The sequence below is a fragment of the Gammaproteobacteria bacterium genome (genome assembly GCA_030949385.1).
Lineage (GTDB): Bacteria > Pseudomonadota > Gammaproteobacteria > JAUZRS01 > JAUZRS01 > JAUZRS01.
Map to the genome: position 1 here is coordinate 63,881 of JAUZSP010000001.1, position 24,098 is coordinate 87,978.

At 49.7% G+C, this 24,098-nt stretch carries 21 protein-coding genes, 4 tRNA genes and 2 pseudogenes; 21 read left to right on the forward strand and 6 right to left on the reverse strand.

Features of this window, described 5'->3' with window-relative positions:
• The first annotated feature begins 261 nt into the window (after positions 1–261).
• The 12 genes and pseudogenes from Q9O24_00245 to Q9O24_00300 all read left to right on the forward strand — a co-directional run bounded on the left by Q9O24_00245 (position 262) and on the right by Q9O24_00300 (position 12,695).
• Entirely contained in the window at positions 262–705 is a 444-nt protein-coding gene (locus Q9O24_00245) for a hypothetical protein (protein ID MDQ7073621.1), read from the forward strand.
• Positions 706–751: 46 nt separating this feature from the next.
• Positions 752–1,240 carry a hypothetical protein gene (locus Q9O24_00250; protein ID MDQ7073622.1) on the forward strand — a complete coding sequence of 163 codons (489 nt, stop codon included), beginning with the start codon at positions 752–754 and terminating at the stop codon, positions 1,238–1,240.
• The gene (locus tag Q9O24_00255) at positions 1,218–1,994 is read left to right on the forward strand and encodes a class I SAM-dependent DNA methyltransferase (protein ID MDQ7073623.1); all 777 of its coding nucleotides are present in this window, start codon (positions 1,218–1,220) and stop codon (positions 1,992–1,994) included. Before Q9O24_00250 ends, Q9O24_00255 begins: the two co-directional genes overlap by 23 nt.
• Positions 1,995–2,000: 6 nt before the next feature.
• Positions 2,001–3,272: an AAA family ATPase gene (locus Q9O24_00260; protein MDQ7073624.1), complete on the forward strand. Its 1,272-nt coding sequence runs from the start codon at positions 2,001–2,003 to the stop codon at positions 3,270–3,272.
• The gene (locus tag Q9O24_00265; GenBank protein MDQ7073625.1) at positions 3,269–3,898 is read left to right on the forward strand and encodes a retron system putative HNH endonuclease; all 630 of its coding nucleotides are present in this window, start codon (positions 3,269–3,271) and stop codon (positions 3,896–3,898) included. The genes Q9O24_00260 and Q9O24_00265 overlap by 4 nt, the downstream gene beginning before the upstream one ends.
• Positions 3,895–6,393: a BREX-1 system phosphatase PglZ type A gene (gene pglZ, locus Q9O24_00270; GenBank protein ID MDQ7073626.1), complete on the forward strand. Its 2,499-nt coding sequence runs from the start codon at positions 3,895–3,897 to the stop codon at positions 6,391–6,393. The genes Q9O24_00265 and pglZ overlap by 4 nt, the downstream gene beginning before the upstream one ends.
• Before the next feature lie 12 nt (positions 6,394–6,405).
• Positions 6,406–8,433: a BREX system Lon protease-like protein BrxL gene (brxL, locus tag Q9O24_00275; protein MDQ7073627.1), complete on the forward strand. Its 2,028-nt coding sequence runs from the start codon at positions 6,406–6,408 to the stop codon at positions 8,431–8,433.
• Positions 8,434–8,475: 42 nt separating this feature from the next.
• Positions 8,476–9,066: pseudogene (lolA, locus tag Q9O24_00280) on the forward strand (outer membrane lipoprotein chaperone LolA).
• 51 nt (positions 9,067–9,117) lie between these two features.
• Positions 9,118–10,453, forward strand: a pseudogene (locus Q9O24_00285) (replication-associated recombination protein A).
• A complete protein-coding gene (locus tag Q9O24_00290) occupies positions 10,453–11,115 on the forward strand; it encodes an energy-coupling factor ABC transporter permease (protein MDQ7073628.1) in 663 nt (220 codons plus the stop codon). Before Q9O24_00285 ends, Q9O24_00290 begins: the two are co-directional and overlap by 1 nt.
• A gap of 18 nt (positions 11,116–11,133) precedes the next feature.
• Complete coding sequence (locus Q9O24_00295) at positions 11,134–11,640, forward strand: WbuC family cupin fold metalloprotein (GenBank protein MDQ7073629.1); 507 nt, start codon at positions 11,134–11,136, stop codon at positions 11,638–11,640.
• Positions 11,628–12,695 carry a hypothetical protein gene (locus Q9O24_00300; protein MDQ7073630.1) on the forward strand — a complete coding sequence of 356 codons (1,068 nt, stop codon included), beginning with the start codon at positions 11,628–11,630 and terminating at the stop codon, positions 12,693–12,695. Before Q9O24_00295 ends, Q9O24_00300 begins: the two co-directional genes overlap by 13 nt.
• Before the next feature lie 17 nt (positions 12,696–12,712).
• Here the strand turns inward: Q9O24_00300 and Q9O24_00305 are convergent, their stop codons facing one another.
• A complete protein-coding gene (locus Q9O24_00305) occupies positions 12,713–13,276 on the reverse strand; it encodes an NUDIX hydrolase (GenBank protein ID MDQ7073631.1) in 564 nt (187 codons plus the stop codon).
• A 100-nt stretch (positions 13,277–13,376) separates the two neighbouring features.
• On the opposite strand from Q9O24_00305, the gene Q9O24_00310 reads away from it, so the two are divergent.
• Together Q9O24_00310 and Q9O24_00315 are read left to right on the forward strand one after the other, a co-directional pair.
• Positions 13,377–13,763 carry a hypothetical protein gene (locus Q9O24_00310; GenBank protein MDQ7073632.1) on the forward strand — a complete coding sequence of 129 codons (387 nt, stop codon included), beginning with the start codon at positions 13,377–13,379 and terminating at the stop codon, positions 13,761–13,763.
• 35 nt (positions 13,764–13,798) lie between these two features.
• On the forward strand, positions 13,799–14,206 hold the full coding sequence (locus Q9O24_00315; GenBank protein ID MDQ7073633.1) for a hypothetical protein: 408 nt from the start codon (positions 13,799–13,801) through the stop codon (positions 14,204–14,206).
• Positions 14,207–14,372: 166 nt separating this feature from the next.
• Here Q9O24_00315 and Q9O24_00320 read toward each other — a convergent pair whose 3' ends face one another.
• From Q9O24_00320 to Q9O24_00340, 5 genes are read right to left on the reverse strand one after another with little or no spacing between them, the layout of a single operon-like run.
• Positions 14,373–15,392 carry a M14 family metallopeptidase gene (locus Q9O24_00320; GenBank protein ID MDQ7073634.1) on the reverse strand — a complete coding sequence of 340 codons (1,020 nt, stop codon included), beginning with the start codon at positions 15,390–15,392 and terminating at the stop codon, positions 14,373–14,375.
• A 25-nt stretch (positions 15,393–15,417) separates the two neighbouring features.
• On the reverse strand, positions 15,418–16,851 hold the full coding sequence (locus tag Q9O24_00325; protein MDQ7073635.1) for a glutamate--cysteine ligase: 1,434 nt from the start codon (positions 16,849–16,851) through the stop codon (positions 15,418–15,420).
• 18 nt (positions 16,852–16,869) lie between these two features.
• On the reverse strand, positions 16,870–17,760 hold the full coding sequence (locus Q9O24_00330; GenBank protein MDQ7073636.1) for a DUF350 domain-containing protein: 891 nt from the start codon (positions 17,758–17,760) through the stop codon (positions 16,870–16,872).
• Between the two features lie 22 nt (positions 17,761–17,782).
• Positions 17,783–18,778, reverse strand: coding sequence for a hypothetical protein (locus Q9O24_00335; protein MDQ7073637.1), 996 nt, complete (start codon positions 18,776–18,778; stop codon positions 17,783–17,785).
• Positions 18,775–19,863 carry a potassium channel family protein gene (locus Q9O24_00340; protein MDQ7073638.1) on the reverse strand — a complete coding sequence of 363 codons (1,089 nt, stop codon included), beginning with the start codon at positions 19,861–19,863 and terminating at the stop codon, positions 18,775–18,777. Before Q9O24_00340 ends, Q9O24_00335 begins: the two co-directional genes overlap by 4 nt.
• Before the next feature lie 210 nt (positions 19,864–20,073).
• On the opposite strand from Q9O24_00340, the gene Q9O24_00345 reads away from it, so the two are divergent.
• The 7 genes from Q9O24_00345 to clpX all read left to right on the forward strand — a co-directional run bounded on the left by Q9O24_00345 (position 20,074) and on the right by clpX (position 24,030).
• Positions 20,074–20,150: transfer RNA gene (locus tag Q9O24_00345), tRNA-Pro, on the forward strand.
• Between the two features lie 36 nt (positions 20,151–20,186).
• Positions 20,187–20,263 (forward strand) — tRNA-Arg (locus Q9O24_00350).
• A 17-nt stretch (positions 20,264–20,280) separates the two neighbouring features.
• Positions 20,281–20,356 (forward strand) — tRNA-His (locus Q9O24_00355).
• A 97-nt stretch (positions 20,357–20,453) separates the two neighbouring features.
• Positions 20,454–20,538, forward strand: a tRNA-Leu gene (locus Q9O24_00360).
• 48 nt (positions 20,539–20,586) lie between these two features.
• Positions 20,587–21,918, forward strand: coding sequence for a trigger factor (tig, locus tag Q9O24_00365; GenBank protein MDQ7073639.1), 1,332 nt, complete (start codon positions 20,587–20,589; stop codon positions 21,916–21,918).
• A 2-nt stretch (positions 21,919–21,920) separates the two neighbouring features.
• Positions 21,921–22,547 carry an ATP-dependent Clp endopeptidase proteolytic subunit ClpP gene (gene clpP, locus Q9O24_00370; GenBank protein MDQ7073640.1) on the forward strand — a complete coding sequence of 209 codons (627 nt, stop codon included), beginning with the start codon at positions 21,921–21,923 and terminating at the stop codon, positions 22,545–22,547.
• A 187-nt stretch (positions 22,548–22,734) separates the two neighbouring features.
• Entirely contained in the window at positions 22,735–24,030 is a 1,296-nt protein-coding gene (gene clpX / locus Q9O24_00375; protein MDQ7073641.1) for an ATP-dependent Clp protease ATP-binding subunit ClpX, read from the forward strand.
• Positions 24,031–24,098 lie beyond the last annotated feature (68 nt).

Here is a 24,098-nt window from a genome sequence, read left to right on the forward strand (position 1 = left end):
GAGATACTTAATAAGTCCGAAAGAAAAACTCTGGAGTTTAAGCGCGACTTATCCTCACCTAAGCCCACTCTCCAAGGCCGAAATCGCTGTCGTACTGGGCAAGAAGGACTATTATCAGGCGCTCAATCAAAGCCCCCCCCCAAGTCAAAACACTGCTCTCTGCCCTGAAAATGGGGATGAGCCGCACGGAATTGATGACTCTTCCCGATAAACCTAACAGTCGGTTGCAGCGGTACCGACTGGCGCTGAAAGGAATAAAAAATGAATCACGAAAAAAATGAAAGCCACGAAAAAGAGATGGAACAGTATTTCTTTCGAGCCTCGGCTGAGGATTTTAAGAAGATACCGGGGAGTCCGGTGGCGTATTGGGTGAGCCATGCACTTGCTCATTGTTTTTCGAAGGGTGCACTCATGAGTAATATTACCCCGCCTAAAAAAGGAATTGATACTGGAAGTAATGATGCTTTTTTAAGGTTTTGGTTTGAGCCAATAAAGTCAAACATCACATTTAAATATTCACTTGTAGATATGGATGTATCGAGACGATGGTTTAGATACAATAAAGGAGGTGGTTTTAGGAAATGGTTTGGTAACAATTATTATGTTGTTAATTGGGAAAACAATGGAGAATTAATAAAATCTTTTTCCAGAAGCACTATTCGGAACGAAAAATTTTTAAGGAAAAAACTCATTAACATGGTCTGATGTTACTTCTGCACGGTTTAGTGCTCGATATTCTGGAGAGGGTGCATTGCATGATAATTCTGGCCCATGTGCATTTGGAGATGATGAAAATGTAAAGATGACTCTAGGTTTTCTGTGTTCAAAACTTTCTAATCATTTTTTATCAGTCTTAAATCCAACATTGCACTACCAAATAGGTAACATAGCATCGTTGCCAATTATCAATTCAACCCAGAATTTTTCTAGGAGGATTATTGAAACTGCTATTACATTTTCGCAGTCTGATTGGAATGCCTACGAAACCTCCTGGGACTTCACTAATATGCCGCTCCTGAACCCCGAAAACCGACAGCCAATCCTGAAGGACACCTACCATAATCTCCGCAGCGACTGGCAAGCCACCACCCAAGAAATGCAACGCCTCGAAGAAGAAAATAACTGCATCTTCATCGAAGCCTACGGCCTACAGGATGAACTCACTCCCGAAGTCCCGCTAAAAGAGATCACCCTGACCTGTAACCCACATTATCGTTATGGCGGCAAAAAAAACCGATGAAGAGCTGGAAGCCCTGCTATTGGCAGATACGATGAAGGAGTTTATCTCCTACGCCGTCGGCTGCATGTTTGGCCGTTATTCGCTTGATAAAGAAGGCTTAATCCTCGCCAACCAAGGCGAAACCCTCGACGACTACCTAAAGCAGATTCCCGAACCGTCCTTTGCGGTAGATGAGAATAATGTCATCCCGATTCTCGATGGCGACTGGTTCAGCGACGACATCACCGAACGTTTTTTCAAATTCCTGCGCGTCACCTTTGGCGATGAGCACTTTGAGGATAACCTCAAGTTCATCGAGCAGGCCATCGGCAAAGACATCCGTAAATATTTTCTTAAATCGTTCTACCCCGACCATGTGAAACGCTACAAAAAACGCCCCATCTACTGGTTGTTCTCATCACCCAAAGGCAGCTTCAACGCGCTCATCTACATGCACCGTTATCGACCCGACACCGTCAGCGTGGTACTCAACGACTACCTGCGTGAATTCAGCACCAAACTGAGCCAGCGTAAAAACCACCTTGAAACCGTCAGCATCAGCGCCAGCGCCACCCGCAGTGAAAAAACCAAAGCACTGAAAGAGATTGAAAAACTCAACAAGACAATCCATGAACTGCAAGAGTACGAACGCGACGAACTCTATCCACTGGCCACGAAACAGTTGGAAATTGATCTCGATGATGGGGTGAAGGTGAATTACAACAGATTTGGTAAAGCGTTGAAAAAAATCGCTGGATTGAGTGGAAAAGGTTAGTTCACTATGAAAATAAAAAAACTAAAGATTCAGGGTTTTCGAGGGGCAACATCATTGAATCTCGTTTTTCATGAACGCTTGAATGTTTTAGTTGGTGTTAATGGTTCGGGTAAGTCAAGCGTATTGGATGCCACCGCATTACTGCTCTCTTGGATGACAAACCGAATTAAGGGCAAAGCGGGGAACCGAATTGAAAACGATGATATTCAAAATGGCGCATCCTACGTTGATTTGCAGCTTATTGCTCAGATTAGAGGGCATGATTTTAGTTGGAGCCGAGTGCAGGTACGAGAAGGGCACAGCAGGCAAAAGCGCATCTCAAACCTGAAGGAGATGACCGAAGTCGTTAAACAGATTCAGGAGGAGATCAGTACCAACCGTGAGCAGGTCAATCTTCCTCTGATGGCGTACTACCCCGTGAATCGTGCGGTCTTGGACATTCCTCTGCGTATTAGAGCAAAACATCGTTTTGGTTTATTGGCTGCCTACGACGACGCTTTGGCTGGGGGTGCCAGTTTCCGTCAATTTTTTGAGTGGTTTCGTGAACGAGAAGATCTGGAAAATGAACTCCGAAGGGATCAAGAGAGCATCTGTTCTGATCCAGAAGCCGTTTTTCCTGATCGTCAATTAGAGACGGTGCGCAGAGCGATAACGGGATTAATGCCTGAGTTTTGTAACCTTACTGTTCGGCGCAGTCCACTGCGGATGGAGGTTGAGAAAAAAGGCAAACGCCTAAGCCTCAGCCAGCTTTCTGATGGTGAGAAATGTTTAATGGCTATGGTGGGTGACTTGGCACGTCGGATGGCCATTGCCAACCCAGCCCGGGAGAAGCCACTGGAAGGTGAAGGTGTTGTGTTAATTGATGAAATTGATCTGCACCTTCATCCAAAATGGCAGAGGATGATCATGCCGCGTCTGCTTAAGGTGTTCCCCAACTGCCAATTTATCGTTTCGACTCACTCGCCTCATGTGGTGACAGCAGTGTATCCAGAAAGTCTGTTTCTTCTCTCTCAGTCAGAGCAGGGGCTGGTGGCAGAAAAAGCAGGGGAGTCTTATGGAAAAACAGTTGAGAGGGTTTTGGAGGATCTGATGGGGTTAGTGACCACTCGACCGGATGAGGTTGAGGAGCAGTTACAGCGATTGTTTGAAATGGTTGATACAGAGTGTTTTTCTGAAGCACGAGTACTTATTTCAGAACTGATTAGTGAAATTGGAACGGATCCTGAGTTGGTGAAAGCTGAGATGCTGATGCGGCGTAAAGAGATTATTGGCAAATGAAGTGGGTACGAAAGCGATCAGAGCCTAAAATTTTTACCGATTGGAAAGCGTTAGTCAGTGAGGCGTGGCAACCGAGTTACGCCAACCTTGGTGGTGTGGAAAAGCAGGCAGTAAAACAGGCGTTGATTCAAGAGCAGGGAGGACTTTGCTGTTATTGTGAACGTCGCTTAAGTGAGGCTGATTCTCACATTGAACATTTTAGGCCGCAAAGCGAGCCGGATGTTGACCCACTGGATTTTGCTAATATGCTCTGCTCTTGCCAGAGTCAATTGCGACGAGGGGAACCACGTCACTGTGGAAATTCCAAAGGGGCTTGGTTTGAGGAAGGTGTTTTGGTTTCACCGTTGGAGCCGGAGTGTGAAGGTCGGTTTTCGTATCGAGGTGATGGTGGTATTAAGCCGATGACTTCCAGTGATGATGCGGCGAGTGAAACCATTTCTCATTTGGCGTTAGATATACCCAAATTAAGAGCCTTGCGAGCTGCGGTAATCGCTCCTTTTCTTGATGATTTGACGGAGAGTGAGTTCCAAAATTTTGTTACAGGTTATTTGCAATATGATGCACAAGGGCAATATGGAGAGTTTTGGACGGTGATTAAATACCTTTTTCGGCGTACAGCAGCATGAGTAATCGAATTGAACAGGCACTGAATAAACTCTTTCAGCGTCACCGTATTGTTTTTTGGTACGACGTTAAGCAAGAACTGCGCGTTGACTTTGAAGCACTTGAGCTGGCTGACATCACAAAATTAGAGTTGCTTAACAATGAATTTTCGGTGAAATACCGTCTGTTACGCCAAGAGCCAAAACAGAAATTTCTGCTTTATCGTGAAGGATCTCCGCCAGCAGATCTTGATAATTGGCTACTGGATGTGCAGCTCTCTCAAGGTGAGTTTCGTACTGATCAGGTCGGTTTATGGTTGAGTGAGTTGGAACTGGGGTTGGAGTTTTCTGAATTACTGGAGGCTCATGTTGAATTTTTTAAAGCAATTAAACGTAAAGAGAGTTTAAAACGCTTGCTGACCTCCGCTGATACTTCGGCTGTGATTCGGTTAAAGATGTTGGCGGTCTGCGCGGGTGCGGAGCCACATTTGGAGACGGTACTGGAGGTGCTGTTTGCTGAGCTGGCAGAGGGGAGAGAGGAAAAGTTTACCTTGATGGTGCGTTGTGGTTTGGATGTTTTTCTTTGGCAGCAGATGCAGCGGATTTATGGCTATCACTCCGACAGTGCTGGCATCCGCGATTTTGTTATTCAACTGTTCAAATCTTGCTATGCCATGAGCACCGAAGGGAAGGTGTTGCTGACTTCAGATGCTCTGGTGTTGCTGAAACGCTGGAAAGACAGCCGTCAATATGAAGGCTGTTTTGAATCGCTCTCCGATGAATGTGCGGATCTGTTGGCCATTCAACAGGATCTCGACAGCAGGGATTTTCGTAGCCTGATGGGGCTGGATTATTTTCGGCTGATTGATCAAAAGATAATCACTGAGTTGGTGCAGGGGGTGGCGAGCAGAACGCTGCTTCAAGGTGAGGTCACGTTGTGGGTGCGTCAGCGACGACAGGGGCATTGGTATCGAGAGTATCGTCATCTTTATGCAGCGGTGGATTACGCGGCGCAGTTCATTCACGTGTTGAATGAGGTTACGTTACAGATGGAATCTCTGGCCGATGGCATTCAGCGGTACGCTCAAACGTGGTTTCGCCTTGATCAACTGTATCGAAAGTTTATCTGGCATGTACGCTGTTCTGATAAGCGCTCGTTAATGGAGGAACTTAGCCAGCAGATTGAAAATTTCTATTCAAATAATTATTTGTTGACTCTCAATGATCGTTGGCAAGTGCAGCTGGATGCTGCTCAGCACTGGAGCGCGCCACCGATTACGTTGCAAAAAGATTTTTTCAGTCGGTTTGTACAGCCTTTTCTAACCAAGGGTAAAAAAGTCTATGTGATTATCTCCGATGCGCTGCGTTATGAAATTGCGGATGAACTGCTCAGCTTGGTACGTCAAGAGGATCGTTTTGAGGCTGATCTTGAACCCGCGCTCTCAATGTTACCCAGTTACACCCAACTGGGTATGGCGGCTCTGTTACCGAATAAAACCTTGGAACTGATGGATAAAGGTACGGGGGAGGTGAGCGTTGATGGGCAGAGTTCGATGGGAACGGCTAATCGGCTTAAGATTCTCAGTCAGGCGCTTGAGCAGCGGGGTACGGCGCTTCGAGCCGATGAGTTTGTGGCGCTGAATCAGGGTGATTGCCGTGCTCTGGTGAGTGATCATGATGTGGTTTATCTCTATCACAATCTGATTGATAAAACGGGCGATTGCAGAGATTCGGAAGAGCGGGTGTTTGATGCGGTTGAAGAGACGCTGAACGAGCTGGTTAAGATGATTAAAAAACTGGCGAATGCCAATGCCAGTAATATTGTACTGACTGCGGATCATGGCTTTCTTTATCAGAATAAAGCGCTGGAAGAGAGTGATTTTTCCGTGGCAGAAGTGGAAGGAGAGCAGGTTCTCTATCGTAATAGACGTTTTGTTTTGGGTAGAGGCTTGCAGCGCGTGAAGGAGCTGAAAATGTTTAGCTCAGCTGAATTGGGTTTGACGGGCAGTATGGAAGTTCATCTACCCAAATCGATTAACCGCTTGCGGGTTAAAGGTGCTGGCAGCCGCTTTGTGCATGGCGGCGCTTCGTTGCAGGAAGTCGTTATTCCGGTGTTGAAAATCAATAAAAAACGTAAAAGCGATGTGTCGTTGGTGGAGGTGGATATTTTACGGGGGGACATGTCGGTGATCACCACGAATCAGGTGTCGGTGGTGTTTTATCAGCGTGAAGCGTTAACGGATAAAATACGGCCTAGAACCTTGCGAGTGGGTCTGTATACGGCTGATGGGGTGCTGATTTCAGATTCACATGAGCTTGTTTTTGATCTGGCTTCCGCCAACTCAAGAGAGCGTGAGTTAAACGTGCGTTTTGTCTTGAGCCGAAAAGCCGATGAGGTGAACGGGCAGAGGATTACGCTGCGATTGGAAGAAAAGGTGGCAGCTACTTCGCATTACAAAGAGTACAAATCGCTCTCTTATTTGGTGCGGCGCTCTTTTACCAGTGATTTCGATTTTTAGGGTGGTCTGTGAATGAGTCTCCTCGATGATAAAATAAACAGATGTTTTCCTGGTTTGGTGGTGCGTAAGGATCTGGTGAAAATCGTTAAGGGCAATGCGATTGTTCCTTCCTATGTGCTTGAGTACCTTCTTGGACAGTATTGTGCGACCAACGATGAAAATTCGATTCAGTCAGGCATTGAAACCGTTAAAGAGATCCTGAGAAAGCACTACGTGCATCGCAACGAAGCCGGTCTGATTCGTTCGATAATTAAGGAGAAAGGTCACTATAAAATTATTGATAAAATCAGTGTAGCCTTAAACGAAACACTGGATGTGTATGAAGCTGCCTTCTCAAATCTTGGCATTAAAAAAGTGTTGGTTGATTCGGCAACCGTAAAATCTCATCCCAAATTATTAGTTAGCGGTGTTTGGTGTATTGCCGATATTGATTATGAATTCACCGAAGATAAAGGCGTTACACCTTGGATGTTGGTGACGCTAAAGCCGATTCAACTCTCTCATTTTGATTATGAGGGTTATCTTGATGCTCGTAGAAAATTCAGTATTGATGAGTGGATTGACTTGCTGGTACAAAGTATTGGCTTTAACCCTGAATTGATGGGGCGACGTAGTAAGCTCACCCAAATTATTCGCTTGATTCCGTTTTGTGAGCGAAATTACAATTTGATGGAGCTGGGGCCTAAGGGAACGGGTAAATCCCATATTTATTCTGAGTTTTCCCCTCATGGTATTTTGATCTCTGGGGGTGAGGTGACGGTGCCTAAATTGTTTGTTAATAATTCAACGGGGAAATTGGGGCTGGTTGGCTATTGGGATTGCGTTGCGTTTGATGAGTTTGCCGGTAAAAAGAAGCGAGCGAATAAAGCACTTGTGGATATTATGAAAAACTACATGGCCAACAAGTCATTCTCCAGAGGGGTAGAGACTTTAGGCGCTGAGGCATCGATGGTGTTTGTTGGTAATACTCAGCACACCGTGCCTTATATGTTGAAACACAGCGATCTGTTTGATGAGTTGCCTGAGTCCTATCATGATTCTGCGTTTCTTGATCGGCTCCATTTTTATATTCCTGGTTGGGAAGTGGATATTATTCGTGGTGAGATGTTTTCTAATGGCTATGGTTTTGTTGTTGATTATCTGGCTGAGATTCTGCGCTCGCTGCGTAATCACGATTACTCAGATCGTTATCAGGATTTTTTTACTCTCTCTGCTGAAATTTCGACCCGTGATCGTGAAGGTATTCATAAGACCTTTTCGGGTTTGATGAAGATACTCTATCCTCATGGTGGTGTTACAACAGAAGAGATTGAAGAGTTATTGAAGATAGCGATTGAGGGTCGAAAACGGGTAAAGGATCAATTGATGCGCATGGACAGCACTTATGCTGATGTGCATTTTTCTTACACCGACCGATCCGGTGGGGTGCATTTTGTGCGTACTTTGGAAGAAGAGGCGTATCCAAATTATTACCATAAGGGCGTGAGTGATGTTTCTGACCAAGCTGAGGCAGCGCCACCGATTGAGAAGCTAGAGAGGGGAGTGTCAGCAGCTCTCAAAGAGCAGCACCTCTCTTATGGAGAGAATCAGCGTGGAATTTCATACGATCTGCTTTTTGGCGCATACCTTAAAGATGCGAGTACAATTACGATCACAGATCCATATGTGCGGCTGTATTACCAAACCCGAAACCTAATGGAGTTATTGGAAACCATTGTAAAATTCAGGTCGAATGATAAAGAAGTGTTGGTGAATTTAGTCACAGTGGAAGATGAGTTTAAGGGTGCCCAGCAACAGGAATATTTTGAGATGATCAAGTCAGAGTGTGCCGACACAGGCATTCGGTTCTGTTGGAGATTTGGCCAAGGAGAAGGCATCCACGCACGTCATATCGTAACGGATCACGGTTGGAAGATACTGCTTGATCGTGGTTTGGACATTTTCCAGCATTACGAAATGAACGAGGCATTTTCATTTGGTAATCGCCTGCAACAGTGTCGGTTATGTAAGGCATTTGAAGTGACGTATTTGAAAGCATAAGCTGGCTTTCACACTACCTATATTTTAACTGGAGCAAGGTGTATGCGGTTTTTTTTTCAGGCGTTGTTGCTGTTCTCTCTGCTGCCTTTTGGCTTGCAAGCGAGTGAAGGCGAGCGCCTACAAGCGTATGTTGATAACCTTAAAACCCTGCGCGCCGAGTTTGTGCAGCGGCTTTATGACGACAAGGATCAGCTGATCCAAGAGAGTCGTGGGCGTTTTTTATTGCAGCGCCCCGGACAGTTTCGCTGGGATTATGAAAAACCCTACGCGCAGTTGATCGTCTCTGACGGCAAAAAAGTCTGGGTTTACGACCAAGACTTGGCACAGGTGACGGTGAAGACATTGGATATGGATCTCGGTTCTGCACCGATTTTATTGCTCAGTCAAAAACAGCCCTTGGCCGCTGCGTTTCAGATTATGGCGCTGGGGAAAAAAGACGACCTCTCTTGGTATAAATTAACACCGCATCAAGAGGAGAGTGATTTTAGCGAGATTTTTCTGGCGCTGGATCAAAAGGGGCTGAAGGTGATGGAGCTGAAAGACGGCTTTGGTCAAGCGACTCAGATCCGTTTTATGGATCTGGAGAGCAACATTGAGTTGGATAAAAAGCAGTTTCATTTCAGCCCACCGGAGGGGGGTGGATGTGATCGGGGATCTGTAGTGAGCTTGGGGCGACAAGGTTCGTTGTTGGACGATGAGCAGAACGCCTATCGACCCTTGGCAGATCGTCTGCGCCCGCAAAATCTCTCGCAATTTGTAGGGCAAAGCCATCTGTTGTCGAATTCTGCGCCGCTGCGCCAAGCGATTGAAAAAGGTCATCTGCATTCGATGGTTTTTTGGGGGCCGCCAGGCAGCGGTAAAACCACCTTGGCGCGTCTGCTGGCGGCCCATTGTGATGCGCAATTTTTGAGTCTTTCGGCGGTGATGTCGGGGGTGCGGGAGATTCGTGAGGCGGTGCGCGAGGCGAAAGCGGAACGTCAAAACAGCGGTCGTCAGACGCTGCTGTTTGTGGATGAGGTGCATCGTTTTAATAAATCTCAGCAAGATGCTTTTTTGCCTCATCTGGAAGACGGCACGCTCTTTTTTTGTCGGCGCGACGACGGAAAACCCCTCCTTTGAATTGAATAACGCCCTGCTGTCTCGGCTGCGTACCTATTTGTTGAAACCACTGGAGCAAGAGGCGTTGTTGGCGGTGATCGAGCGCGCCTTGAGCGAGAAGGCCGGTTTGGCGGAGCGGTGTGTGTTGATCTCCGCTGAGCTGCGTTTGCGACTGGTGCAGGCCTCGGACGGCGATGCGCGACGGCTGTTGAATCTGTTGGAGTTGGCTTCAGATATGGCTCAGCCGTCAGAGTCTGGGGTGCTGATTGATGCGGAAGTGGTGATGCAGGTGACGCGGGAAAGCCTGCGTCGTTTTGATAACAAAGGCGATCTTTTTTACGAGCAGATTTCGGCGCTGCACAAGGCGGTTCGCGGCTCCAGCCCCGATGGGGCGTTGTATTGGTTCTGTCGCATGTTGGATGGCGGCTGTGATCCGCTCTACATTGCGCGGCGAGTGGTACGGATGGCCTCGGAGGAGATTGGTAACGCCGATCCGCGTGCGCTGCCCTTGGCGCTGGATGCGTGGCAGGTGTACGAACGTCTGGGAAGCCCTGAAGGGGAGTTGGCCTTGGCGCAGGCGGTGGTCTATTTGGCTTGTGCGGCGAAGAGCAACGCGGTGTATAAGGCCTTTAATGAAGCGTTGGCTGATGTCAAAACGCACGGCAGCTTGGAGGTACCGATGGCGCTGCGTAACGCGCCGACGGACTTGATGAAAGAGATGGGGTTTGCTGAAGGTTATCGTTATGCGCACGATGAGGTGGACGGTTTTGCTGCGGGTGCGTGTTATTTTCCTGATGGCTGGGATGAACAGGAGTATTATCAGCCCGTTGAACGGGGCTTGGAGATTAAAATTTCAGAAAAATTGCGCCAGTTGCGGGCTAAAAATCGTCTGTACCGGCAGCAAGAAAAGGAGTCTAAATAGTGTTGTCAGCGGAGTTATTGCCTCAATTTTTAATCTGGGGCGGTTGGTTGTTGGCTTTTTGGGTGCTGTTTGCTGTGTTGCGTGGCGGCGATTGGCGATTGATGTTGCACGTCTGTGGCAGTCATCGTTTTTTGGCGCTCTCTTTGGCTCTGGCTCTGTTGTGGGGTTTGCGGGCTAATTTTGTGCCGGGATTGAGCTTTCACTTGCTCGGCGTGACGGCACTGACCCTGATGTTGGGCTGGCGTTTTGCGCTGCTTTCGGTGGCGTTGGTGCTGGCGTTTGTAACGCTCTATTGGGGCACGGGTTGGCAGACTTATGGGGTGAACTTTTTTCTCTTGGGCTTGCTGCCGGTTTGGGTTTGTCATCGCCTCTTTGTTTTTGCGCGTCAGAGCTTGCCGCACAATTTTTTTGTCTACACCCTGTTTAACGCCTTTTTTACCGCTGCGCTCACCAGTTTGCTGGTGGTGTTGACGGCGGTGTCGTTGCTGCTGGTGGCGGACTTGGAGCAGTACAGCCGTTTGGCTTATGAGTATGTGCCCTTTACACCGATGATGCTCTTTTCTGAAGCGGTCTTTAACGGTCTGCTGATGACGTTTATGGTGATGGTAAAACCCGCCTGGGTGAGCAGTTTTAGCGATGAAGTCTATCTGCACGGTAAGTAGAGATTTGAGAGTAAGTGTATGTCTGAGTTGAAAACAGTGGATCATAAGGTGTGTGCGGAATTATTGGCTTCTGCTGCGAAGAGCCCGCGTCTGCGTAGCCATAAAAACATGCACACCCGTTTGGATGAACCGGTGCAGCGCGTGTTGATCGCGTTGCAGAGGGGGACGTATGTGCAGCCTCATCGCCACCCGCAGGCGCATAAATGGGAGCTGATTTTGGCCGTGCAAGCGGAGACCTTGTTGTTGCTGTTTGATGATGATCGCAAGGTGACTGAACGCGTTGTGCTCTCGCCTGCCAACAGCCCTTTGGCGTTGGAGCTGCCGCCCAAGACGTGGCACACGGTGCTGCCGGTTGAGCAAAATTCGGTGATTTTGGAGGTCAAACAAGGCCCATTTGATCCTCGTGAGGGGGCTGATTTTGCTCCTTGGGCACCGCAAGAGGGTGAACCTGCGGTGGCTGATTTTTTGCTCTGGGCGCAACAAGTAAAGCTTGGGGGGCGTTATGATTCTGGGTGGCGAGGTTGATTTTTCGTGGTGTTGGGGGGCGTTTATGGCTTGCGCTGTTGGTTGCGGTGCTGTTGGTGTGGTGGATTAATCCTCAAGTTGAAATAGAGGGCTTTCATCAACAGCAGGTGACGGCTCAGCTAAAAGAGGAGTTGACGCCAGCGAGGCTGCAACAACGGGTTGAGCAGGCGCTGCTGGCCGAGGATCTGGATCTGGCGCAGGCGTATCTGAATTTGACGCAGGATTTAAAGCTGCCTGTTGCGCCTAAACTACAGGCTGCGATTGCAGAACAAGAGGGGTTTTTTAGCAGCGGCTATCGCAACAGCAAAGAGTTTGGCAAGGGTTTTATTTTCGGTGAAGGTGACTCCAATGCCGCTTTGGCGGGCAGTATCAGTTCTGATTTTACTGTGGTGGGGGATTTGCGGGATCTTTCCATAGAGGTCGGACATTATTTGCACGATGAAGAGGTAGATCATTTGGTGGCCTCTCTGTCAGCGATCAGTTTGGCCTTGAGTGCGGGCACGGTGTTGTCTTTGGGCAGTGCCGCAGAGGTGACGTTGCCGAGTAAGATGGCATTGTCGTTACTCAAGTTTGCGAAAAAAAGCAGGCGTATTTCCGCTTCATTTTTGCTTTCATTGAGAAAATGGGGTGCTAAAGTGGTTAAGCTGGAGCCGATTTTTAAACACAACGCGGCGATGAAAGGGGCGGATCACCTGAGTCCTAAAGCGTGGTCTGAACTGGGGGCGGTGGTAAAACGCAGCGTTAAGTTGGAAAAAATTGAGACGTTATTGCAGCCGATGAGAACGATTCAGAAAAGCTCGGGCAGCATGAACAACAGTTTGAAGGTGATGCGGTACGCCGATTCAGTCGAGGATCTGCCGCGCTTGAGTAAACTCACGCAGGCGTTTGGTGATCGCTCTGTGGCGGTGTTGAAAATTGTCGGTAAAGGCGCGTTGAAAACCAGCAAGTGGGCGCTAAAAATGGGGCTTGCGCTCTTTGCCATGCTGTTTTCGTCGCTCTATTTTTCCATGAGCCTAATTTTTTCTTATGCGTTGAAAAAAAGCCTCATTGGCTGAGGCGTTCATCGGACGTTTCAGTCATGCACGATGTGCAGGCTTTGAGCTTCATCACGCAGAATATGGCCGCTGTGAGCCGGAAAGTGGCCGCGCTTTCGATCTTTAAAATAGAGTTTTAGTGTTTCATTGATGACCGGAAAGGCGAGTTCATCCCACGGAATCTCTTCTTCGTTAAACAGCTTCACTTCCAGACTTTCACTGCCTGCTTTGGCCTCGCCGTTTTTGAGCTGCCCCTGAAACAAAATGTAGACCTGACTGATGTGCGGCAGGCTGAACAGCGTGTAGAGCTTGAGGTTTTCGGCCTCTGCATAGGCCTCTTCGTAGGCTTCTCGGGCTGCACCTTCCGCTGCGGTTTCACGGTTTTCCATAAAACCAGCGGGCAGCGTCCAGAGGCCGTGACGGGGTTCGATGGCGCGGCGGCAGAGTAAGATTTTACCTTGCCACTCCAGCAGGCAGCCGGTGACGTTGTTGGGGTTTTGGTAGTGAACGGTGTCGCAGTGGTCGCAGATAAAACGGGGCAGGTGGTCGCCCTCGGGAATGCGTTGGCTGAGGGTTTTGCCGCAGTGGCTGCAATAGTTCATGGTGGTTTAGAGGCCGGTTGAAAGTTTGAGTATAGCATTCTGTTTTTAGCCGTATAATAGCGCTTTTTGGTCGCCAAGTAAGGTTGACGGGAGTTCTGTTTTGTTAAAAGTAATTGTGATCGACAGCCATCATCTGCCCCGAGATGCGGATTTTCCGCCATTGGATCTGCCTAAATACGGCTGGGAACAGTACGTCGATCTGGATCGGCAAGGCATGATTGATCAGGCGTTTCGCATGGAGGTGGTGGTCTCTGTCGCCACGGAGATTGATGTGGCGATGTTGACCGAGATGCCGCGTGTGCGTCTGTTGGTGGTAGGGGATCGAGATAAGGCGACGTTTCCAAAAGAGCTGGCGGCGGAGCGGGGCATTGTGGTGTGCGATACGGGCGATAAAACATTGAGTGCCGGTGCGGAGCCGTTTTGCAGTGAAGTGGTGACGGTGATTGAGGCGTTTTTGGCGGAGAAAACGATTCATCAAATTGTTTAATTAATTCCACTCTCTCGTTTACTAAGGATTAAGTTATGTCTTTTTTTCAAGTTCCTTTATTTGCTTACATGCTGGTGCTGTACAACGCTTTGGCGTTTATTCCTGAAACCCCTGAGGCTATTTTGAGCAGTAATGTGTTTAGTGTGAACATGCTGTCGGGGGCGCACCTGTCCATGTCCGTGAACGGGCTGTTGATTTTGATCAGTGTGTTATTGCTTTACATTGAAGTGGTGAAATCAACCCGCTCCAGTACCGCATCGGTGATTGATCATGCGCTTTCTATGCTGGTGTTTGTGGTTTTTTTGGTGGAGTTGTTGGCGGTCAAAGCAGTCGGCAGCCAGACTTTTTTGATTTTGACCTGCATGGCGCTGTTTGATGTGATTGCGGGGTTTACGGTGACGATTTCCACTGCGAGGCGGGACATTGCGGTGGGTGGCTTGTAATTGATGATCTTGATGGATTGGTAGGGTGCAATAACCGTAAGGGCATTGCACCGATAAAACAGAGCAAGAGCAAATTCCTCTCAATCCTCTTTTTTCAAATCAGGAAGCCAAAGACTTAATTTCGAAGAGAACTCAAACAGCATGGGCATGAACTTATCACTTGAATCTAGCCCTTGGTACTGTAATCCAGTCGCTCCATCAAATAACAGAAACAATCTTGCCGAATCACCTTTTCATTCAGGGTCAACATGGATGGCATCATGGCGCGTTTCAGTTTCAGCTGCCCATGCTCAATTTTAAAATAACGCGCACTGATTTCATTGCCCTTCTCATCGTAGGCCAGCAGCGGTTGTTTCAGCTCCGTTGAGACGTGACCAAACACGCTCCCAGCGGGCAGCTCCTGAAAATTGAGGTGATCCAGTTGCGGCGAGAGGTGCAGCTCGGCTGTTTCGTGGCTGATAAAACTGAACGCCACCTGCGGAGCTATTTTGACCTGCGCCACGGTGTGAAACAGATCCATGTCGTGCGCTGCCACGTCGTGTTGAGCGATGTGATCCATGTGCAGACAGGCATCGAGAAACTCAAAGGCGTGTTGGATGCCGCGTTGCTGGCCGACACGCCCGCACTCCAGCGTCACCGAGGGGCAGAGCTGGGAAAAAGCCTGCGACTGCACCCCGCGAGGGCGAGTGAAATAGACCACCGTGCGTGAAAACAGCGTCGCCAGTTGAAAAAAAGGCTGCTCCAGTACGTTGATGCAAGCGTAGTGCGGATTGAGGCCGGTGTTGTTGTGTAGATCGACGCTGGCAAACAGATGCTCCTCGCTCATGCGCTCGTAGACCTGTGTCATCATGTGGGTCTCTTCGCATTCTGGCTCTTCGCTGCCCGGCCAGCAGCGGTTGTAATCGGGCTGATTGGGCAGGCGCCGCAGACCTTTGTGAGCGGCCAGCACATTGCCAACAAACAGGGTCAGAGCGCGGGGCAGTTTTTTAGAGCGGTATTTTTGCAGCAGTTGCTGCATCGCCAGAAGGCCGCTGTCCTCGTTGCCGTGGAGTAAAATCGAGACAAATAGGCGCTCCGGTTTTTCGCCCTCAAGATGAATCAGAGCCGAGCCGCCGAGCAAGCCCAACAGTGTTTTGGCGGAACTCTGCTCGAAGCCTTTGGGGAGATGATGCCACTCTTTTAACATGATGATGATCGCTGCATGGTGTGGTTTAAAGACTCCAGAGGTGAACGGGTTTGGCTTGGTTTTGCCGTGACAGACAGGCGCGGGTCAGACGCTGCATGTCGCGGCCATGACGTTGAACGTATTTTTGTTGCCAGACCGCACCGGTTTGTTGGTTTTCCACCCGCGCTTCGATGATGCCCAAGTAGTGGCTGATGTCGCGCTGATGGAGGTTGAGATCAAACAGCCCTTGGCGCGCCAGCGGCAGCAGTTCATCCAAAATTAGACGGCGCAGATTATGGCGTTTGCCATCGAGCCAAACCACCTTGGTCTGTAGACCGTTGCGCGCCGCGTGGTAAAAATTATCACGGCAGCGGGCAAATTCAAGCTGGCTTTCGGGCAGCGTCTCGTGCTGGCTGAGGTAGTGAGTCAGGCCGTAATAAAAAGCCGCGTTGGCGATGTTGTCGCAGAGGCTCGGGCCGCTGGGCAGAATGCGCTGTTCGATGCGCAAATGAGGAATGCCCTGTTGATCAAAACCGAGCAGAGGGCGATTCCAGCGCCAGAGGGTGCCGTTGTGCAGCCTTAGGTGGGGCAGGGGCTGCGGGTCGTCTTCAAGATTCAAGGGCAGCAGCACGGGGAAGTGCTGCTGATTTTCAGTAAAACACTCCATCAAGGAGTGGTAGGCAAAACCGGAACCAAAGCCAACCCGATGCAGAGGGCCATGAGCGGCATCGGCGTAACCACCGACATTGATCGCCTGTTCAAACAGCGGAATACGGGTCTCATGCCAGAGCTGTTTGCCAAACAGATACGGCGAATTGGCGCAGGCGGCCACCAAGGGTGCTGAGGCGATAATAGAGGCGTTGTAATAGCGATGGGCGTGAGTCAGTGGCACTTGCAGATGGGTCTGGAAAGAGGTGGTGGCCGCTTCGAGCATGACGTTGCTCTGTTGGGTTTTCAGCCGTTCGTGACCTTGAATGTCGATCTGCAACGGTTGTTCTGCCCGAGCGTGAAAGACCTGTTCATTGAGGGCGTGGTAGCGTTTTAGGCTCGACATGTTGCGCGGGTTGAGATCAGACCGTTGCAGGTTGGGCAGGGTGCCGCTCATCAGCAGGTGGGCGTTCATGCGCCGTGCTTGCTGGTGGCACTGCTGCCAGCGGTGCTCTAATTGCTGTTCCAGTTGGGAGAGGCTGTCGTGTGTCAACGGCAGCGGTTGGCTGTTGATCTCGATGTTAAACCGCGCCAGCTCGGGGGTGATGTTGGGGTTGTTGAGCTGCTGGATAAAGGTGTCGTTGATGGCGGCGGGGGCGAGTTCGTTGTCCAGTAGCCACGCTTCCAGCTCGAAGCCGATTTTGAGCGGCTGGTTGGCCAGTGCGCCCTCTTTGAACCAGCCTTGAAGCTGTTCTGTTTCCGTTTTGAGTTTCTGCTCAAAACGGGCAAAATCTGCGTCACTGAAGTGGCTAACGTCGATCTCTTGCCCCATAACGGTGTGCTCCCCGTGTTAACCAAATAACCCCACAAAGATCAGCCCAACGGCAATGTAGATGGCCGCTTCCAATGCGCCGATGGCGACGTTGCGCTGATCGACCACCTCTTCGGAGATGTTGATCCCCGGTAGAATAATAAAACGCGCCACCAGAGAGACGATGGTTTGAATCAAAAACATCAGCAGAGCGATGCCGCTCCATGCCAGCAGTGAGGTGGTCAAGTCACCGGCGTTGTAGACCACGATGCCAGAGCTGGCGGTGACCGCCAAGGCGACCCCGATGCGATGACCGGTGAAACGCACCGCCAGAGCGAGGTTACCGTCGGCAATCTCTTGTGCCAAGGTGCGGTCTGGGTAGTGGTGTGAGAAGACGGTGGCGCGGTAGCGGGTGGCCAGATAGAGAATGATTTGTGAGACGATGTAGCCGCCGAGCAGGGCAAGCAAGCCGATCAAGCTGTTGCCTTCTACCCAAGACATCAGGGCGCGCAGAATAATCGCAGTAGCGATCATATTGCCTGCATCCACCAGACCGACGGCGACGTTGTCTTTGTGCAGCTGTTCTTTGACCGAGATCTCGGGCAGGGAGATGTAATCAAACACTTGGTGGGTGAGCCACATCAGCGCCAGACCGGCAAATCCGTAGCTGAACATTAAGATGATTTCATGTACCGGATCGGTACCGGCTTCACCGGCTACTGCGCCCATGAGCATAATCGAAACGCCGATCAGTGCGCCCGCCATGGAGATGCCCATGGCGAAATTGTCTTCTTTGGAGACGGTGTCGGTCAGTGAGGTGCTGGCCAATGTGCCAGAGAAAAAGCGGATGCCGCCCAATACCATCAGAACGATGACGAGGTCGATAAAGTAGTAGAGGAATGAGGCATCGTGTAGAACAACGTAATTCATGATCTTAACTCCCTGAGAGATCTCACTTGCCACCAAAACGACTGCGAGAGCTGGAGCTTCCGCGTGTGCTGGCACCGAAAAAAGAGGACGTGCGTTTTGTGCTGCTGGTCTTACCGCTGAGTGAGACCGGTCCGCGATTGGTTTTACGAATGCTGCTGTTGCGTTTTTGCATGCTGCTGTAGGTGCTGATCCGTTGTTGACTGCTGACATTGCCGTAACGTTTTGGTTTCGGCGTTTTAATTCCCTTATTGGCCAGCTGTTGTTGACCACGATCCCAGCGTTGACGATCCCCTGCGGTACCGTAAGCGCCTCGTCCCCAGTCATTATAGTAGCTGTTATGACGGCTGCGGTTCCAGTTATCATAACCGATTCTTTGTCGTGAGCCGAACATGCCCACCACATCGCTGAGCAGGCGGTATTGGCCGTACCACTGCCAAAAGCCACCGCCGCTGCTGTTGTTGACCCAGCTGCCGTAGTTGGGGTTGCCCACCAGTTGGCTGCCTGCGACGTTGCTGCTGGTGGCCTGTTTGGGGACATTGACCCGAGGCAGAGTGCCACCAGAGAGATCGGCCAGCGTATTGACCACATCTTGCAGGGAATCGTTGTAGACCAGTGGATCGGTGGCAGCGGTGAGAGCGTCCAGTTCTTGAGCGACGGGCAGATATTGGTTTTTGTTGTCGGGACTCTGGTTGAGTGCGGAAAGGCGCTGTTTCAAGCTTTGGAAATTAGCGCCACGGCTGGTTGCGTCTTTTTCCAGTTGAGAGACGATTTCATCCAGCTCGGGTTTTTGTTGGCGCAGTTTTTTAGCGTAGTGTTTGATTAGTAGGGCGTTGCTGAGGCTGCCTCGATCAAGCTTGTTTTCTAAGGCGTTGAGTTGAGATTTGACAAAACTGTGGCGTTTTTGAATGTCTTCGGCGTACTTATTGGAGCAACCGCTGAGCAGCAGCAAGAGAAAAATCAGCAAAAAAAGATGCATGGCAGAGCCGCCGTGTTTGGGCATGGTCTGTTTTTTAATCATGGAGTGACCTTTAAAAGGTGGGTGAGCTGTGTCAGGTCGGTGCTGTGATTTTCACGCATCATCAATAACAAAGCCGAACATTCGATGGGGCTGTGAGCTGAGGGATTGCAGTGCATTGTGCCATTGAGATCAACGTACGCAACCGCCGTACCGATGTCGTGTTGCATCAAGCGGCAGACGATCTCAGACCAGCTGAGGTGGTTGAGTTGAATGTCAAAGCGGTGGTACTGATCGCTGCTGGAGTTGAACATGTTTTCGATGATCTGCTCTGAACCGGGAGCAGCAAAACTGCGCACGATCATGCCAGGATAGGCGCGCATGGGACGAATAACAATATCGGCTCCCGCCTTTTGCAGCCGCGTCCGGTTTTGATCATCGACACATTCGGCCAGTACCGTGGCTTGGGTGCCGGTTTCGCGCAGCCGATGTAATATGTCAAAGGTGCGGCTGTCGGAGAGGCTGTCGTTTTCGGCTTTGGCCAGTACCACAATCAGTTTGGCGTGCTGAGCATTGACCGCCTGTAAACTGGCGGGATGGGTGGCGCTGCCGTGGTAGTGGGTCAGCTGTTCGATCTGCTTGATGCTGTTCGGCAGCCCCTGTCCAAATTCGCGGCTGAGAAGTTGGATCGGCAGCTGGGCAAAAACGCTGCTTTGAAACTGCTCGATCAGGCGTTTGAAGTACTGTGCGCCGTGTGCAGCGGGAGTGTTGATAATCAAAATGTGGTTGTGCATATTCCAGATCCATTCGCCCCGCAGTTGACGGCGGCGTTTTTCGGCTCGGTAGTCAAAATAGTCACCGGCGGTTTTGGCCAGCACAAAAATCCCGCCCATGTAGATTAACAGCGCGGTGGCACTGCGACCCCAAAAGGTCTGGGCATAGAGGTCGCCGTAACCGACGGTGGTGATGCTGGTGAGGCTGAGCCAGAGGGCATCGCCGAGGGAGAGTTGTTCAAATTGAATCATCGCTGCGCTGTGCAGCAAAATAATGAGGCTTAGGTAGCCAGCGGTACGAAACAGGGCGCTGGCCATCTGATGTTGGTCAGGCTCCGGTTTACGGTGCAACAGGTGAAACAGCCAAGTGAACATGTCTGTTAAATATTCCAGCGGTGTAGTGTTGGCATAGTACCTTTCTAGGCTGAGGATGTCCTGTTTTTGGCGGTTGAGATTGGGTGAGTTATTGATGATGTTCGGCCTATAACAAATTTATCTAAAAAAGCCATTGACGCAACGGGTCGCTTTGCATAGAATCGCAGCCCCTGAACGGGGTGCAGTAGAAAGCACTTCGGGACAGGTCGTCGGGGCATAGCGCAGCCTGGTAGCGCATCTGCTTTGGGAGCAGAGGGTCGGGGGTTCGATTCCCTCTGCCCCGACCATTTTTTTATAGTATGCACGAATTTTGTTTCGTTTCTGCGCCCGTAGCTCATCTGGATAGAGCATCGGCCTTCTAAGCCGAGGGTAGCAGGTTCGAACCCTGCCGGGCGTACCATGTTTGACCGTTTTATGGTGAGCGTAGCTCAGTTGGTAGAGCCCCGGATTGTGATTCCGGTGGTCGTGGGTTCGAGCCCCATCGTTCACCCCAAAATTTTGCGGGCTGTTAGCTCAGCTGGCAGAGCAAAAGCCCGGCAGTGCCGGGCTTTTTTATGTTGAAGATTTGTTTGAGCGGTACATTTCACTTTGCGAGAGTGGCGGAATTGGTAGACGCGCTGGTTTTAGGTACCAGTGGGGTAACCCGTGAGAGTTCGAGTCTCTCCTTTCGCACCATATTTTATTCACCCACTTTTTCTCCCCATATTTTTTTAGAGGTGCCAAATGCAGATTTCCGTGGAAGCTAAGGAAGGATTAGAACGCCAACTGACGGTTCAAGTCCCCGCTGAGCGCATTGATGAGACGGTGGCAAGCCGTCTTAAATCGTTGATGAAAACAGCGCGTCTGGATGGCTTCCGTCCTGGCAAGGTGCCTTTGAAGGTGGTGCAAAAACGCTTTGGTGAGCAAGTTCGTCAAGAAGTGATGGGCGATATGATTCAGACCACCTTTCAAGAGGCGTTGGATCAAGAGAAAATTCGTCCGGCGGGCATGCCACAGATTAATCCCAGCAAAATGGAGCTAAGCGAAGGTGCCGGTCTGGCGTATACGGCCACCTTTGAAGTCTACCCTGAGTTTAAAATCAGTGGAACAGAATCTATTTCTGTTGAGAAGCCTCAAGTTGAAGTGGGCGATGCTGATTTGGAAAAAATGATCGACAACCTGCGTAAGCAGCGTTTGCAGTGGGATGCAGCGGATCGTGCAGCGGAAGACGGTGATCGTTTGACCATTGATTTTGTTGGTTTTGTTGATGGTGAGAAATTTGAGGGTGGCAGTGCGGAGAATACACCTTTGATTCTTGGTTCCAACTCGATGATTGAGGGTTTTGAGTCACAGTTGGTCGGTGCATCCGCCGGTGATGAAAAAAGCATTGAGGTGACTTTCCCTGAAAACTATCAGGCAGAAAATCTGGCGGGTAAAGTGGCTACTTTTGAGATCAAAGTTCATAAGATTGAAGTGTCGCAGTTGCCTGAGATGAGCGAAGCGTTTGTTAAAGAGATGGGCATTGAAAGCGGTGATGTTGATGAGTTGCGCAACGGTGCAAAAGACAACATGCAGCGTGAGATGCAACAAGCGGTGAAGAAAAAAATCAAACAACAGGTGATGGACGGCCTGTTGGCGCAAAACCCCATTGATGTGCCTAAAGCGTTGGTGGAAGAAGAGATTGAAGCGCTGCGCAAGCAGATGGTTCAGCAGATGAGTGAATACGCGCCGGGTGCCGATGGCAGCAGTTTTTCCGATGATATTTTTCGTGATGAAGGCACTCGTCGTGTCAAACTAGGCCTGATTATTGCCGATGTGGTCAGTCAGGCGAAATTGAAGCCCAGCGAAGAGAAGATGCGTGAGATGATTGAATCCATCGCCGCACCTTACGAAGATCCGCAGCAAGTGGTGAATTATTACTACAGTAATAAAGAAATGTTAAACAACGTTGAAGCGGTGGTACTGGAAGAAGCGGTGGTGGATTGGGTCATGGATCAGGCGCAAGTTTCTGAAAAAGCGATGAGCTTTGATGAGATTATGAACCCCGCTAAACCGAGTGCTGCTGCTGGAGAGTAGATATGAAAAATGGACTGTTTGATTCTGCTGCAATGACACCACAGGCGCTGGGTTTGGTGCCGATGGTGGTTGAACAGACTCCCCGTGGAGAACGTTCTTACGACATCTATTCGCGCCTGCTAAAAGAGCGGGTGATCTTTCTGGTCGGTCCGGTGGAAGATCAGATGGCCAACTTGGTGGTGGCGCAGTTGCTCTTTTTGGAGTCGGAAAATCCCGATAAAGACATCTCGCTTTACATTAATTCTCCAGGTGGTTCGGTGACTGCCGGTATGTCGATCTACGACACGATGCAATTTGTTAAACCCAATGTTAGCACCCTCTGTATTGGTCAAGCGGCCAGTATGGGTGCGGTTTTATTGACTGCGGGCGAAGCAGGTAAACGGCATATTTTGCCCAACTCACGGGTGATGATTCATCAGCCTTTGGGTGGTTTTCAGGGGCAGGCGTCGGATTTTGAAATCCATGCCAAAGAAATTTTGAGTGTTCGTGAGCGTTTGAATAAAATTTTGGCGGATCATTCAGGCCAATCTCTTGAGAGCATTGCGGCGGATACGGAACGCGATAATTTTATGAGCGCCGATGAAGCCGTTGCGTACGGTTTGGTCGATCAAGTGGTGAATAAACGCTAGTTAGACTGCACTTAATGTGAGTCTGTGGTTGCAATCTGCACGAGATGTGCAAGGCGTAAAGCGTAGAATATCTGACCCTACGGGATGTGAGGCCGTCGTCCACTGAATTCAATGTTGTTATCTGCTTGAAAAAAAGTGGGGTAACACCTATGGTAAGGCAAATTAGATTGGTACTTAGGATCGTGCAATGAGTAAAGATCAAGAGAAAGGTTCTGATAGCGGCAAGCTGCTGTATTGTTCGTTTTGCGGTAAAAGCCAGCACGAAGTCCGCAAATTGATTGCAGGGCCGTCGGTGTTCATCTGTGATGAGTGTGTTGAGCTGTGTAACGACATCATTCGTGAAGAGATGGAAGAAAAATCCATCACATCTACGTCTCGCTTGCCTAAACCGCATGAGATTAATCACTCTCTTGATGAATATGTGATTGATCAACGACGGGCGAAAAAAGTCTTGGCAGTGGCGGTTTACAATCACTACAAACGTCTTGAGTATTCTAAAGGCAATGATTCAGTTGAGTTGGCCAAGAGCAATATTTTGCTGATCGGGCCGACGGGTTCCGGTAAAACGTTATTGGCCGAAACCTTGGCGCGTCTGCTGGATGTGCCGTTTGCAATTGCCGATGCCACCACCTTAACCGAAGCCGGTTATGTGGGTGAGGATGTTGAAAACATCATTCAGAAGTTGTTGCAAAAGTGCGATTATGACGTTGAAAAGGCTCAGACGGGCATTGTCTACATTGATGAAATTGATAAAATTTCGCGTAAATCAGACAATCCTTCCATTACCCGCGACGTTTCGGGTGAAGGGGTGCAGCAGGCGCTGTTGAAACTGATCGAAGGCACCGTTGCTTCGGTGCCGCCGCAAGGCGGGCGTAAACATCCGCAGCAGGAGTTTTTGCAGGTGGATACCAGCAACATCCTCTTCATTGTTGGTGGTGCTTTTTCTGGTCTGGACAAGATGGTCAAAGAGCGTTCTGAGAAGGGCGGTATTGGCTTCTCTGCCGAGGTCAACAGCAAAGACGATCAGCGCAGCATTGGCGAGTTGTTGGTGGATGTGGAACCAGAAGATCTGATTCGTTACGGTTTGATTCCTGAGTTTATCGGTCGTCTGCCGGTGATGGCAACTCTGGAAGAACTGGATGAAAAAGCGCTGGTACGCATTTTAACCGAGCCGAAAAACGCCATCAGCAAGCAGTACGCAAAACTGTTTGAGATGGAGGGCTGTGAAATTGAGCTGCGTGATGATGCCCTTGCTGCGGTAGCGCATAAAGCGATGGAACGCAAAACCGGCGCACGTGGTTTGCGAACCATTCTGGAGCACGTTCTGTTGGACACCATGTACGATCTGCCTTCGATGGAGAACGTTAAAAAGGTGGTGGTTGATGCGGCAGTGGTGAACGGTGAGTCTGAGCCTTATCTGTTGTTGGAAGACAATGATGAGTTGATTGCAGCAAACTATAAAAAAGCGGCTTCTGATGAGTAGTTTTTTCTAAGTTGCCCCGTTTTTTTGTTAACAGAGGCGCGCAGTGAGATTGAGAGTTTTATTAGACC

What these genes read in the sequence shown, in the direction of transcription:
- Q9O24_00245 (MDQ7073621.1), top strand. Translation starts at nt 262, where the DNA reads ATGAATCACGAAAAAAATGAAAGCCACGAAAAAGAGATGGAACAGTAT.
- Q9O24_00255 (MDQ7073623.1), top strand. Translation starts at nt 1,218, where the DNA reads ATGGCGGCAAAAAAAACCGATGAAGAGCTGGAAGCCCTGCTATTGGCA.
- Q9O24_00260 (MDQ7073624.1), top strand. Translation starts at nt 2,001, where the DNA reads ATGAAAATAAAAAAACTAAAGATTCAGGGTTTTCGAGGGGCAACATCA.
- Q9O24_00265 (MDQ7073625.1), top strand. Translation starts at nt 3,269, where the DNA reads ATGAAGTGGGTACGAAAGCGATCAGAGCCTAAAATTTTTACCGATTGG.
- pglZ (MDQ7073626.1), top strand. Translation starts at nt 3,895, where the DNA reads ATGAGTAATCGAATTGAACAGGCACTGAATAAACTCTTTCAGCGTCAC.
- brxL (MDQ7073627.1), top strand. Translation starts at nt 6,406, where the DNA reads ATGAGTCTCCTCGATGATAAAATAAACAGATGTTTTCCTGGTTTGGTG.
- Q9O24_00295 (MDQ7073629.1), top strand. Translation starts at nt 11,134, where the DNA reads ATGTCTGAGTTGAAAACAGTGGATCATAAGGTGTGTGCGGAATTATTG.
- Q9O24_00305 (MDQ7073631.1), bottom strand. Translation starts at nt 13,276, where the DNA reads ATGAACTATTGCAGCCACTGCGGCAAAACCCTCAGCCAACGCATTCCC.
- Q9O24_00315 (MDQ7073633.1), top strand. Translation starts at nt 13,799, where the DNA reads ATGTCTTTTTTTCAAGTTCCTTTATTTGCTTACATGCTGGTGCTGTAC.
- Q9O24_00320 (MDQ7073634.1), bottom strand. Translation starts at nt 15,392, where the DNA reads ATGTTAAAAGAGTGGCATCATCTCCCCAAAGGCTTCGAGCAGAGTTCC.
- Q9O24_00325 (MDQ7073635.1), bottom strand. Translation starts at nt 16,851, where the DNA reads ATGGGGCAAGAGATCGACGTTAGCCACTTCAGTGACGCAGATTTTGCC.
- Q9O24_00330 (MDQ7073636.1), bottom strand. Translation starts at nt 17,760, where the DNA reads ATGAATTACGTTGTTCTACACGATGCCTCATTCCTCTACTACTTTATC.
- Q9O24_00335 (MDQ7073637.1), bottom strand. Translation starts at nt 18,778, where the DNA reads ATGATTAAAAAACAGACCATGCCCAAACACGGCGGCTCTGCCATGCAT.
- Q9O24_00340 (MDQ7073638.1), bottom strand. Translation starts at nt 19,863, where the DNA reads ATGTTCACTTGGCTGTTTCACCTGTTGCACCGTAAACCGGAGCCTGAC.
- tig (MDQ7073639.1), top strand. Translation starts at nt 20,587, where the DNA reads ATGCAGATTTCCGTGGAAGCTAAGGAAGGATTAGAACGCCAACTGACG.
- clpP (MDQ7073640.1), top strand. Translation starts at nt 21,921, where the DNA reads ATGAAAAATGGACTGTTTGATTCTGCTGCAATGACACCACAGGCGCTG.
- clpX (MDQ7073641.1), top strand. Translation starts at nt 22,735, where the DNA reads ATGAGTAAAGATCAAGAGAAAGGTTCTGATAGCGGCAAGCTGCTGTAT.